Annotated in this window: 9 protein-coding genes; 3 read left to right on the forward strand and 6 right to left on the reverse strand. The window is 54.2% G+C overall.

What is annotated here, in order from left to right; genetic code table 11:
* The first annotated feature begins 494 nt into the window (after positions 1–494).
* A complete protein-coding gene (locus V6D20_22620; protein ID HEY9818576.1) occupies positions 495–2600 on the forward strand; it encodes an adenylate/guanylate cyclase domain-containing protein in 2106 nt (701 codons plus the stop codon).
* A 327-nt stretch (positions 2601–2927) separates the two neighbouring features.
* Here V6D20_22620 and gcvH read toward each other — a convergent pair whose 3' ends face one another.
* On the reverse strand, positions 2928–3317 hold the full coding sequence (gcvH, locus tag V6D20_22625) for a glycine cleavage system protein GcvH (protein ID HEY9818577.1): 390 nt from the start codon (positions 3315–3317) through the stop codon (positions 2928–2930).
* Positions 3318–3417: 100 nt separating this feature from the next.
* Positions 3418–4758 carry a radical SAM family heme chaperone HemW gene (hemW, locus tag V6D20_22630; protein HEY9818578.1) on the reverse strand — a complete coding sequence of 447 codons (1341 nt, stop codon included), beginning with the start codon at positions 4756–4758 and terminating at the stop codon, positions 3418–3420.
* A gap of 307 nt (positions 4759–5065) precedes the next feature.
* Between hemW and V6D20_22635 the strand changes: the two genes are divergently transcribed.
* On the forward strand, positions 5066–6145 hold the full coding sequence (locus V6D20_22635) for a PIN/TRAM domain-containing protein (GenBank protein ID HEY9818579.1): 1080 nt from the start codon (positions 5066–5068) through the stop codon (positions 6143–6145).
* A gap of 18 nt (positions 6146–6163) precedes the next feature.
* Here the strand turns inward: V6D20_22635 and V6D20_22640 are convergent, their stop codons facing one another.
* The 4 genes from V6D20_22640 to V6D20_22655 all read right to left on the reverse strand — a co-directional run bounded on the left by V6D20_22640 (position 6164) and on the right by V6D20_22655 (position 11563).
* Positions 6164–7156 (reverse strand): pentapeptide repeat-containing protein, encoded by a 993-nt coding sequence (locus tag V6D20_22640; protein ID HEY9818580.1) that lies wholly within the window; start codon positions 7154–7156, stop codon positions 6164–6166.
* Between the two features lie 89 nt (positions 7157–7245).
* Positions 7246–8565, reverse strand: a complete 1320-nt coding sequence (locus tag V6D20_22645) for a hypothetical protein (GenBank protein ID HEY9818581.1) — start codon at positions 8563–8565, stop codon at positions 7246–7248.
* 134 nt (positions 8566–8699) lie between these two features.
* Positions 8700–9995 carry a pitrilysin family protein gene (locus tag V6D20_22650; protein ID HEY9818582.1) on the reverse strand — a complete coding sequence of 432 codons (1296 nt, stop codon included), beginning with the start codon at positions 9993–9995 and terminating at the stop codon, positions 8700–8702.
* 293 nt (positions 9996–10288) lie between these two features.
* Positions 10289–11563 carry a pitrilysin family protein gene (locus V6D20_22655; GenBank protein ID HEY9818583.1) on the reverse strand — a complete coding sequence of 425 codons (1275 nt, stop codon included), beginning with the start codon at positions 11561–11563 and terminating at the stop codon, positions 10289–10291.
* Positions 11564–11861: 298 nt separating this feature from the next.
* Between V6D20_22655 and V6D20_22660 the strand changes: the two genes are divergently transcribed.
* Positions 11862–13085: a M20 family metallopeptidase gene (locus V6D20_22660; GenBank protein ID HEY9818584.1), complete on the forward strand. Its 1224-nt coding sequence runs from the start codon at positions 11862–11864 to the stop codon at positions 13083–13085.
* Positions 13086–13310 lie beyond the last annotated feature (225 nt).

The raw sequence follows: 13310 nt of genomic DNA on the forward strand, positions 1-13310 counted from the left end.
TTTTCGAGGGTCTTGAGTCTCAAATTTGCGCCATCCGCGACAATTGCTTCCTGTTGTTCGTTGACAAACGTAATGGTAGCCATAAGTCAAATGCTTCCTCTAGAGTAGTCGCCTCAAGCGATTTTATGCTTAAGGAGGGGGGTGATGAATACCCGCTCAATGTAGTGCCTCATCTGGCTTCATATTTTGCCACACTTTCGTGGGGGGCTCAGGGGCGATCGCCCTCCTGGGGTCTAATCATCACACCGGTGTGGAAGCCCTGCTCATCGACGGATCCTCGCGGCTATGGGGATGGTGCCCCAGGGAGCCTGTAACAATTGTCTTGTTTGTGCTGACTATGACGACGGCTGCCATCCTATTCATGCTCAAATTAAGATGAGACATCTATCACGATCCGTCGCAGTTTTTTTCCCAGGGCCGCAGGCTTAGGGGCGACGGGATCATCGGGTTTCGTTTCAGGGTCATCTTCAAGACATCTGCCTCTGTCTCTACCTATGACTACAACTCAGCAGCGGATTTCGGTCTGGAGTGGGCGCAGTCTAGGTCTGATCCTAGCGCTGGCGATCGCCTACTGGGGTGCGGGTCAGTTGGTTTTTCGGTTCATCTCGCTACCGGGCGGTATTACGCCGGTTTGGCCTTCCTCGGGCATTGGGCTAGCAGCGGTCTTTCTCTTTGGCTGGCGGGTGGCACCGGGGATTGCCTTGGGCGTGATCATGCTCCTCACTCACACCCAGGATGTCAGTCCGCTGGTGATTCTGGTGCAGGGGGCGATCGCTCTGGGATCATCCCTAGAGGCTGGTTTGGCCGCTCAGGTAATGCGGCGGCTGATTCCTTCCCAAACTCCCCTAACGCGATCGCGGGACGCGTTTCGGTTTGTGGTGATTGTCTTTGCAGCTCCGGTGATCGGGGCCACCATGGGTACGGCCAGCAGTTGCTTGGCTGGACTGAACCCTTGGTCTGATTTTTTGGCGATTTGGGGAAGTTGGTGGATCTCCAATGCCTTCGGGATGTTAATTGTGGCTCCCACCTTAATCAGTTGGTATGTCCAGTTTCCCCGCGATCGCCAGTTGGCCAACCTGCCGCCGCTAAGAACCGATCGCCTGCTGGAAGGATTTGCCATGCTGACGATGGCGGCGGCGGTGAGCTACATCGTGTTCCAGTTTTCCTTGCCTGTGGAATACGTGCTGATCCCCATTTTGATTTGGACGACATTTCGCTTAGGACTGGCGATCGCCACGGGGTTGGTGATTGTCATTTCAGGGATTGCGATCGCGGGCACGGCGAATGGTCTGGGCCCCTTTGTGCAAGCGTTGCGACCCCAGTGGCTGTCGCTGCTCTTGCTCCAGGCCTTCATCGGTGTGGTCACCTTGACGGTGTTGGTGTTGTCGGCGGTGATTGCGGAGCGCCAAGCGGCTAACTACCAACGTATCCAGGCCAATCAGTCCTTGGCCGCGATGGCGGAGGATCTGAAGATTGCGAACCAGGCGCTAGCGCAGGCGAATGGTGTGTTGGAAAATCGGGTGGAACAGCGTACCCAAGATTTATATTTTTCAGAAGACAAGTTTGCCAAGGTGTTTGGTGCCAGCCCCAACCCAATTATCATCAGTCGGCTCATGGATGGCGTAATTTTAGACGTCAACGCCAGTTTTCTGGATCTGTCGGGCTATGAACGCTCCAAGATTGTGGGGCACAGTGCTCTAGATCTGGGCATCTGGGTTGATCCTGAGCTGCGATCGCGCTTGGTGGAGCAACTTCAGCAATGGGGCGCAACCCGTGACTACGAAGCCGAATTTCGCATTGCGTCCGGTGCGGTGCGCTATGGGCTGCTGTCGGCAGAAATTATCACCCTAGATGGGCAAAGCTGTCTGCTTACCTTGGTGAATGATATTACCGAGCGCAAACAGGCTGAGCTAGCTCTGCGCTTGGAGCAGGAAAAATCGGAACGCCTGCTGTTGAATATCCTGCCCCAGTCCATTGCCGATCGCCTCAAGCAAAACCCGTCCAATAATCGCATTTCTGGGGCAGCGATCGCTGAGCACTACGACGAGGTCACGATCCTGTTTGCCGATATCGTGGGCTTTACCCAACTATCGTCGCATCTACCGCCTATGGAGTTGGTGAACCTGCTCAACAGTATTTTTTCCAGCTTCGACCAGCTTGCAGAACAGTTGGGGCTCGAAAAAATTAAAACCATTGGCGATGCTTATATGGTGGCGGCGGGGTTGCCCAATCCCCGTCCTGACCATGCGGAAGCGATCGCCGATATGGCCTTGGAAATGACGGCTGCCATGCAGCGCTTTGAGCAAGACCTTCAGTTTGACCTCAAGCTACGGATTGGCATCAACAGCGGCATTGTGGTCGCCGGTGTGATTGGGCAAAAGAAGTTTATTTATGACCTTTGGGGCGATGCGGTCAACATTGCCAGCCGCATGGAGTCGTTGGGAGAACCCGGCGGCATTCAAGTTACCCAAGCTACCCGCGATCGCCTTGCCCCTCTTTATGACCTGCGTGATCGGGGCGCGATCGCCGTGAAAGGCAAGGGCACCATGCAAACCTATTGGTTGGTGGGTCGAAAAGCGATCGCCCCGGTGACGGTCTAGCAGCTAAGTGTGAACAAAACCGTTATGCCAATTGCCAATTCTTGGATTGCCCGCTGCATGTTGTCTTCACCCTAAATCCCTCTTCCAGAGGGTTACTGTTTATATACATCTCGGCCTTCACCCCCTCAGTTCCTCTCTCAAAAAAAATAGGTGAGGAGGAGACCAGGCAAGGCTTTCCGGCTCCCCTTCTCCCGTCCTGGGAGAAGGGGTTGGGGGATGAGGGTAAAGCCAGTACAGGAAGGTTTTTAGGGCTTATGTATACACAGTAGCCCAGAGGGCGAGGGACTTTGAGACGTCTTAAAGGATGTAGCGCCTGAAGAATTGATATTATTCGCCTTCCACCTGAGCGCGGTATTCTTCCACCGACATGGCTTCATCCAGGTCTTCTGGGTTATCAAGTTTGACCTTGATCAGCCAGCCATCGCCGTAGGGATCATCAGCAATTTGTTCAGGGGCTTCTAGCATGGCCTCATTGCGCTCAATCACCGTGCCGGAAATGGGTGAGTGGAGATCTTCGACGGCCTTAACCGATTCAATGGTGCCAAAGGTTTCCCCTTTTTCAACAGCGCTGTCCACATCTGGTAGTTCTAAAAAGACAATGTCGCCCATTTGGTCAACGGCAAAGGCCGTGATGCCAATGGTGATTAGGTCATCGTCAACCCGCGCATATTCATGGGTGTCCAGATATTTCAAATCTTCGGGATAGTCCAGCGCCATACCTGTCCTCTCTATGTTTGCGTCGCCGTTCAAATTACACCACAATCTGCCCGTCACTGGGGCCATAGCGGTCTACATGACCTGTAATGCACCTTCAGGTTTATACAGCAGACTCCGCTGTCTCCCGGTATGGTGCCTCCAACGGGTCATCACTAAAGGCCTGAAAGATGTCGGATAGCACCACATTGGAAAAGAGAAACCCCTCGGGATCGCTCAGTCGCACCCGTGGCGGTTGTGGACGCCCTTCTCCTTGGTGGCTGTGGTGTTCCGACTCTAGCACAGGTGCCCATTCGATCCATCCTGTATCCGTATAAGTCATGAGGAACCGCCAAAGATGCTCCACCAATCCTAAACCAAATAAACGAACCATCGTCTTGAACTCTAAACCTTCTGCTAGCCGTAGCCCTAGCATGACGGTTTCCAAAAAGGTATCTTGCACTGGATCAATGGGCACATCCAATTGCCCTGGATGAATGGGTAAACCTTTGACCCATTCAAAATAAGCGCTGCGGGTACGAGGACGGGTGTAGCGCTGGTGGTGGATATAGCTGGCGGCTCCCATGCCAAAGCCATAGTAAGGTTGATTGCGCCAATATACGCCATTGTGTTGGCAAGCGTAGCCTGGCTGGGCATAGTTAGAAATTTCGTAGTGCTCAAACCCTGCTGCCGTTAACCGCTGTTGCGCCAGGCGATAGAGATCGGCGGCGACCTGATCGCTCGGTAGGGGCGACTCACCCGGCTGGTACCAGCGGCTAAAGGCGGTCTGCGGTTCGACAATCAGGTCGTAGATTGAAAGATGGGTGGGTTGGAGGGCGATCGCTCTCTGAAGAGACTCTTCCCAGGTTGCGGCGGTTTGGTGGGGCAGCCCTGAGATTAAATCAAGGCTGATGTTGGTGAAACCAGTTTGGCGCAAGGTGTCTATGGCTCGATCAATATCGGCTGGCGTATGGGTGCGGCCGCAGGCCTGCAGCAAGTCAAGCTGGAAGGCTTGGACGCCTAGACTGACCCGATTGATCCCCGCTGCTTGGTAGCCCCTAGCTTTGGCTGGATTGATGGTGTCGGGATCAATTTCTATAGAGATTTCCGCACCGGTAGCTATGCCAAACTGCTGGTTCAAAGCGTTTAAAATCTGCTGAACCTGCTCTGGTTCGAGCAAGGAGGGGGTGCCGCCACCGAAGAAAACGCTGGTGAGGGGGCGATCGCCTGGGGTGTGGGCAATTTCTTGGCAGAGGGGGTCAAGGTAATCTGCGATCGCTCTAAATCCAGCATTAGAGCCAGTCTGCCGGGCTAGGGGAGGGCGATCGCCTACAATGGATACGGGAAAATCGCAGTAATAGCAGCGTCGCCGACAAAAGGGAATATGCACATAGGCGGCTGTTGGAACTGCCCTGCTCAACGGGCTAGATAGGTGAGCCTCTAAGCGATCGCCGGTCTTTTGCATTCGTACGCCAGTGTGGTAATCCAACAAACGGTTTTGACCCTGAGAGATATAATGAACCTGTAAATGGCAGTCCTGTTGCGCATCTGACCATTTACCCTAACATCTGCAACCTTGGGCAGCTAGGAGCATCTTTGGCATCCCTAGAGCGATCGCCCTAAGGTCAACTTCTCATACTACCTGCTGCCTCCGCTCCCCTAGCTCCGCTACAGCTTAGTAGGTACATTCCTGCTATGGATTGTCCTAGAGTCTCCTATCCATACATTGTCATATATCATCCCATCGACTAGATTCTAGTCTGCTTCTTACTATGATTGATGCTGTCATTATCTTATCGTTCATTCTAGCTGGGGTCGGGATCGGGTTTTATAGCGTTGATCTTCTACCCGATACGGCCCTACAGCAAGTTACCAACGTAGAAGGGTTGAGCTTGGTCATCTCTGCCTTTGGTGCAATCATTGGCTTTGCCGTTGGCTTAGTCACCCAAACAGGATACCGCCGCATTGAGCGCCAAATCCGCGAAATGCCGGTGGATATGCTCATTAGCCGATCCCTGGGGCTCGTATTAGGGCTGTTGGTGGCCAACCTGATGTTGGCACCCCTGTTCCTACTGCCCATTCCCACTGACTTTGCTTTTATCAAACCCCTCACCGCCGTCTTGGCGAGCGTCATGTTTGCTTTCTCAGGGGTCAACCTGGCGGATGCCCATGGTCGCACATTACTGCGCTTGATTAATCCCCAAAGTGTTGAAAGCATGTTGGTGGCTGAAGGCACCCTCAAACCTGCGACGACTAAGGTTTTGGATACCAGTTCTATTATTGATGGACGGATTGAAGACTTGCTCAGCACCAGTTTTCTGGAAGGGCAACTGCTCGTACCGCAGTTTGTCTTACTGGAACTGCAGCAGGTTGCCGATGCGTCCAATGACCAAAAACGGGTGCGTGGTCGGCGGGGCTTGGATATTCTCAACCGCATTCAAGCTAATTACCCAGAGCGCATTGTCATCCACCCTGCGGACTATGACGATGTTGCTACGGTGGATGCTAAGTTGGTGCGCCTAGCTCAAGAAATTAACGGTACTCTACTGACCAACGACTACAACCTGAATAAAGTCGCGAGTCTGCAAAAGGTTGAGGTGCTCAATATCAATGACCTGGCTCAGGCGATGCGTCCTAACTATCTACCCGGCGACTACATTAATATCAAAATTCTCAAGCCTGGGAAGGAACCTGAGCAGGGTGTTGGATATCTCAACGACGGCACCATGGTCGTTGTGGAAGAGGGCAGCGAGTACGTGGGTGATGAACTAACGGTGGTGGTCACGGGGGCGTTACAAACCTCTGCCGGCCGCATGATCTTTGCTCGTCCTGAGGCCTCGGTGATCGCCTAGGTGCGCATCTCTCCCTTGCTACTCATGAACGCTGCTGTCGGGCATGGTGGCTCCGGTCAAAATCGCATTTGTGAGATTGGTGCTGCTGAGTTCTGCTCGTACGAAGCTGGCATCGGTGAGATCCGTATTCGTCAAGTCAGCCCGAGCCAAGTAGGCATCGGTTAAATTAGCATCCCGTAGGGTAGAGCCTCGCAGGTTGGCGCGGCTGAGATCAGCACGGCTGAGTTTAGCTGCATTCAAGTTGACCTTAGCCATGTGAGCCCGGACAAGTTGGGTGTCGGGCATCAGGGCTCCGCGAGCATCAGCTCCGGCCATGTCCACATCGGTGAGGATGGCGCGCTCCAGCTTGGTGTTGATTAAGGTAGCTCCGCGCAGAATGGCATTGCTCAGGTTTGCTTCGGTGAGGAAGGCTCCTTTGAGGTTGGCTCCGGCCAAATCGGTTTCCCGTAGATCGGCACCCCGTAGGGTGGCTTCGCTTAAATCGGCTCCCCGCAGGTCAACCCGGGCTAGATCTGCGCCGGTGAGATTGGCTCCCCGCAGATCTGCTCCCCGCAGGTTGGCTCCCCGCAGGTTGGCGCTATAGTGGCGGTTTTCTTCCCGTAGGTTGGCTCCGCGTAAACAGGCACCGCTGAGGTTTGCGCCGCTGAGGTTAGTATTACGCAAATCCGCGTCAATTAAATTGGCATTGAGGAGATTGGCCAAGGTGAGGTCGGCACTCCGCAAGTCTGCCCCTTGCAGCAGGGCCCCGTGGAGATCCGCATCATGGAGATTTGCGCCTACGAGGTCGGCTTGGTTGAGGTTTGCTCCACTCAGATCGGCTCCAGTTAGGTTGCTACTGGTGAATTTAGCTCGATTCAGGTAGGCGAAAATCAACAGGGAACTGTGGAGATCAGCGCGGGAGAACTGAATGCCAATGAGATCTGCCCCGCTCAAATTCTGCCCGCTGAGGTTCTCGCCGTTAAAGTTTGTTTCGCCTGCTGTGTAGCGAGCTATGAGGTCTTGTCTGTTCATAGAATGTGGACGGTCAGGAGTTTGGGCAATGGGTCAAGAGGAGGCTTAGTTCAGCTATCATCGAGGGTATCGATGGGTCAGGAGGAGGCTTAGTCCCAGCTATCGTCTTGTATGAGGGTATCGACATAGGAGGGTGGGCTAGCCAGTAGACCGGTGACATCAACTTCGTTCGTATTGACCCCGGTGATTTCATGGGCGGGCGGACTAGCGCGTAGACCGGTGGCATCAGCTTCGTTAGCATTGACCTCCGTAACCTCGGCTTCGTAGTGCCCCATCTGTTTCAGGGCAGCGGCACTGTTGGGGAAGCGATCGTAGATGGGTTTAATGGCGCGCAGGACGGCGCTGGCGGTCTGGGTATAGTGTTGCCCGTCGGCTTGCTGGCTAGCTATGCCTCGCAAACGTTGGTCGATTTGCTCGAAGGATGGGTAGGACAGGATTAATTCCTTAAGAAGGTTACCCAGTTCCTGCGATCGCACCATTTGAATCCCTTGACTCAGGTCGGCGATGGGTTCGCGTAGGCAGAAGAAAATCAGCAGCTTGGCCCGCAGGGGATTGGTGTATTTCATCACCTCCAATCGCAGGTCAAACATGGCATCGAGGATCTGCGAGGTATCGATGGTCTGGGCTGGTGTTGATGGATCTGCTGTGGCTGGGGTGGGGAAGACAATATGGGTGACGGGCGGGGGCGATCGCTTGGGATCTGGCGACGCCGCCGGTTCGACCATCCGGGTGCTGGGCTGGTGGTCTGTATATAGAGGTTGAAAGGCTTCTAGAATCATGTGCAGCACCCGTTGGTAAACCGCTTGGCGATTGAGGGTGTGGACAATGCTGCTGAGAATGGTCGTAAGACTGTCGAGGGTTGGAGCCAGGCTATGTAAATGTTCTACCAGGTATAGCAGGGAGAACTGGTTTAGCAACGAGAGGTCATTTTGCCAGGAATTTTTGCAGGCACAGAACAGCAGTTTCTTGACCCGCAGGGCATCGTCGCTCTGCTCCAAGGATTGCACAACGACGTGATACTGAGAACGGCTGGACGCTGGTTCTTGGGGCTGCTCAATCAGATATAGCGCATTAAAATGCTTCATGATGGCATTGGCCACCAAGGTATATTCTGCCTGTTTGTTCAGGGTACTGACAATTTTATAGAGATGCGATCGCAGATGCTCTAAGGTTGGGGCGATTGTCCATAATTGCTCGACTAACTGACGGAGCGACACCTGACTTAAGCGTTGAGGACTGGTTTCCCATGCACCTGTGCAGGCATATACCATCAGCTTTTTAATTCGAGCAGGATCGGGTTCACGCTGTAGCCCTTTCACTGCGTCGTCAATTACTGATAACACAATCATGCTGAAGCCTAGCTGAAGGAATCGAGTGGTTGGTAGGCGAACAGAGTAGGCGATCGCCATGTCACTCTGTCCTAGAGTTCCCTATCCCGTAGCTCGGGCAACAGGATCGAGGTAACTAGGCTGTAACCTGGCTATTCACCTAGTGTGGAAGACCTGGGGAGAAACTACCGATTGAGCCCACCTGATTCCTCAAATCATCGCATTGCGGCTGCTCCGGTGCCTACAATCGATACGTAGGGCTGCGTAAAGTATCGTTGCGCAACGTCTTGAGTTATATCGGCGGTGATCGATGCAACATGCTGCTGAAACTGTTGATCAAACTCAATCCCTAGCCCTAGGGTTTCATACCAGCCAAAAATTTGCGCGAGTTGAGCATTGGTTTGCTTACCAAGGGCGTACTGCCCTAGCAGCTTGTTTTTGGCTGCCTGCAGCTCCTCGTTTGACAAGCGGCGTTGCATCAATCGCGTTACTTCTTGCTGGAGACCATCGAGAGCTGTGGCGGTATTTATTGGTGCTGTGCCAAGATACACCACAAACTGAGATTGATTTAAACGAGTGGGATAGAAGGCAGAGACTTCGTAGGCAAGTCCGCGTTTTTCCCGTAGTTCGACGAAAAGGCGACTGGACAGGCCATTACCTAGGTAGGTATTGAGAACTTTGAGGGCTAGGTAGTCGGCAGAATGCACAGAGGGGGTGAGATGACCCACCATGACGATGGTTTGTTGCGTTTCTTCCGGGATGATGGATGTCTCACCCATGGGCACCAGTTTGGGTACATCCGGGTGGATGAGCGGCAGAACGTCGTTGTGATCGTGGGGTAGATGCCAGTCGCCGAAATATTTATCGACAAGGGCGATCGCGTCATCCGGGGCAATGCGTCCGGTAATGCTCACCACAATATTATCAGGACGGAAGTAGGTGTGGTGGTAGTTCTGTAAATGCTCACGGCTGAGGTTGGCAACGGTTGCCTCGGTTCCCAGAATAGGGTTGGCGTAGGGATGTCCTGGATACATCATCTGCCGCAGTTGTCGCTGGGCGACGGCGAAGGGCTGTTCCTGCATGGATCGCAACCCCTGCAGGGCTAGGCGGCGTTCTAGCTCCACTTCGGCGTCGGGAAAGCTGGGCGATCGCAGGAGTTCTGAGCCTAGGGCTAGCACTTCTGGAAAGTCGTGGGAAACGGTCTTAAAGCTCAGCAAGCAATAGTCGGCGGTGGCATCGGTGCCGAGGCTAGCTCCCACAGACTCCACTCGGTCAGCAATCTCGTGGGCAGAGAAGCGATCGGTGCCCTTGGTCAAAACGGCGGATAGTAGGTGAGAGATACCGGATTCTTGGGGCGATTCGCACACGCCTCCTGCTCTAATAAAAATACGGCAAGCAATAATATCTGCCGCTGGATTTTCGACCGCTAAGACTACCATGCGGTTACCGAGTACCGCCCGATTTACCGTGCGGGTATGGAGCGTATGGGCAAATTGTTGAGTAATTGACATAAATTCACTCGGCAAACAGGAAGGAGGCAGTTGGCAGTTAACAGTGGGCGTAACAGAGGGCAGTATGCCATATCTCGTACCCTAAGGGCTCGCTGGCAGGAGATGCATGGCAAACGACAGGGGATGCCCAGTCTCACCTCTAGGACATTCAAATTGCTGTAGCCAAGGTTGGTTGGGGTGCAATCTGGTGCTGGTTGAGTGTTGTGGTGAGACAGGCGATCGCTTCGTTGCACCCTAAAAGAGACCTGATGGTTGTGTCCGTCATGGCGGACACCGCCTGTATGGGATAGACCTTAGTCTGGCAGTAATACCACGGAGGCGTAACGGTAGGGCGAGAGGTACTGTCTGGCTAGATATTGCAGGTCATGTGGGGACAGTTGTTTGACTTGGGCAGGATAGGTGACCGCAAGGGTGGCATCGGCAATGGTGTGGTAGTAGCCGTAGAGCCCGGCAAGCTGGCTGGCGGTTTCGGTGGAGAAGGCGTAGTCGTTGCACATTAGCCGTTTACACCGATTCAGTTCTAGGGGCGTAATCGGTAAAGACGCTAACTCTGAGAGGCGATCGCCAATGGTTGCCTCTACGCGTTCCACATGCTCTGGATCGAGCCAAGCGGTGATGGTGAATAAACTCGAATCATGCTGCAGCGAAAAACTGCTGTCGATGTCTTGTACCCATTGGCGTTCTTCCCGGAGTTCTCGCACCAACCGCGAAGACTGCCCACCGGCCAGCAGCGCTGCTAGTAGGTCTAGCCCGTAGCTACTTTGTAGTTGATCGACACCGGGGCCCACCCAAGCCATCATCAGCCGAGCTTGCTCTAAGCGCGGCAAAGAGAGACGCTGGCGGCAAACTGCCTCCATGGGCGGATCGGCGTGGATGGTGGGGGCAGAAACGAGCGATCGCTCTGGAAAGGTCTGGAAGGCCGCATAGACTTGATCGAGGGCTTCCGCCTGGGAGAGATTGCCCACGATCACCACGGTCATGTTCTCGGGCTGGTAGTAGGCACGATGAAACTGGCGCATGTCTTGGGGCGATCGCGCCATCAGTTCATCCACATCACCCAGGATGGGTCTCCCGTAGGGATGTTGAGGATAGGCGGCTGCCAGCAGCGTCTGGAAGCCGATCCAATCTGGATCATCGTAGGCTTGGCGAATTTCTTCCAGCACCACCTGCCGTTCCATCTCAAACTCGCCCTGGGGAATGGTGGCATGGAGTAAAAGATCGGCTAGGAGGGGAAGTGCCTCGGGCAGGTGCTCTGCGGTGGTATTAATAAAAAAGTGCGCATAATCATGGCTGGTGGCTGCGTTGGTGATGCCTCCACAGCGCTCGATGATGGCATCAAACTGTCCTGGCTGGATGCGATCGGTGCCCTTGAAGATCATGTGCTCCAGAAAATGGGCCATGCCAAACCAAGGCGTGGGTTCAGCGATCGCCCCGGCCCGCACCCATACATCGACCGTGACAACAGATGAAGCGGGCAGGTCTTGATGGATAACGGTGAGCCCGTTGGGTAGTTGATAGATTAAACCGGGAAATGGATGGGAAGTTGATGGTGGAATCGTGACTTGCAACTGAGCCCCTATACTGACGCATTCAACGGTTTATCTATACTAGCGCTTCTTGTTCCTTTGGCTTGGCGTCGTTGTTAAAGGTTGCTAAAGCTATGGGGGATGGCTGGTCATCCACCGATGGGGGTGAGGGAAATCTAGGGATAATCTTCTATGAGGTTGTGAAGATCTCTTGTCTATCCCGTTCCAACTTTCTGGGTGAACATCGTACCGTAGAAATAGAAATCCTAGAACTAAAAGGCGATCGCCCCTTGGCTTGATCCATGCCTAATTTGTCCACCTTACATCCAGCTCGCACTCTATGGCCGTTCCATCCCTAACTCCTCTCCCTGTCCATCGCTCTCGGATTCGTTCATCGATTCAAGCGCTGCAGCCCCAGCTAGTAGACTGGCGGCGTACCCTACACCAGCAGCCTGAACTGGCGTTTCATGAACAGCGCACCGCTCAGGTGATTGCTCAGCAGCTTCAGGCTTGGGGGATCGAGCATCAGACGGAGGTTGCCCAAACGGGGGTTGTGGCGGTTATTCAAGGCGATCGCCCTGGGCCAGTGCTGGCCATTCGTGCTGACATGGATGCCCTGCCCATTCAGGAAGCCAATGAGGTGCCCTACCGCTCCCAGCGAGAGGGGGTGATGCATGCCTGTGGTCATGATGGCCATGTGGCGATCGCGCTGGGAACGGCGTTTTACCTGGCCCAGCACCGGGCCCAGTTGGCCGGCACCGTGAAGATTTTGTTTCAACCGGCGGAGGAGGGCCCCGGCGGAGCCAAGCCGATGATTGAGGCTGGGGCATTAGAGAATCCGCGTCCTGATGCGATCATTGGCTTGCACTTATGGAATAATTTGCCCCTGGGAACGGTGGGGGTGCGCAGTGGTGCCATGATGGCGGCGGTAGAACTGTTTGACTGCATGATTCAAGGGCGGGGTGGCCATGGAGCCATGCCCCACCAAACGGTGGATGCGCTGATTGTGGGTGCCCAGGTGGTGAATGCTCTGCAGACGATTGTGTCCCGCAATCTCGATCCCCTCACCTCCGGGGTGGTGACGGTGGGGAGTTTCCATGCGGGCAAAGCCCACAACGTCATCGCCCATCGAGCTGAACTGAGCGGTACGGTGCGCTACTTTGACCCGGCTCTGGATGGCTTTTTTGGCAAACGGATCGATGATGTGATTGCTGGGGTCTGCCACAGCCATAGTGCCACTTATGAGCTGAACTACTGGCAGCTCTACCCAGCGGTGATCAATGATGGAGCGATCGCTGACCTAGTGCGATCGGTGGCAGAACAGGTGGTGGAACCGGGGCTGGGGGTGGTGCCCAACTGCCAGACCATGGGCGGTGAAGATATGTCCTTTTTCCTACAGCAGGTGCCCGGCTGCTACTTCTTTTTGGGATCGGCAAATCCTAGCCTAGACCTGGCCTATCCTCACCACCATCCCCGCTTTGACTTTGACGAAACGGCCCTGAGTATGGGCGTTGAAATCTTTATCCGTTGCGTGGAACGCTTCTGCTCTTCTGCCTTGGGGTAGGATGATTCTAGGCGACTTGTGTACCTACGCTGATTGACGGACAAAACTCCTGTGATCTTGCTTCTCTCGTAGGTTGGGTTAGCGTCAGCGTAACCCAACAGAATCTAAGCTGGTACTGGGTGTAACCTTGCTCAACCTAGCCTAAGCAAAATGATTTGTCCGTCAACCAGGTGCCTACGATATTTTGATCATTTTCCTGGGCGATCGCCCCTCGTTCTTCATATG

The organism is Candidatus Obscuribacterales bacterium (assembly GCA_036703605.1).
GTDB lineage: Bacteria > Cyanobacteriota > Cyanobacteriia > RECH01 > RECH01 > RECH01.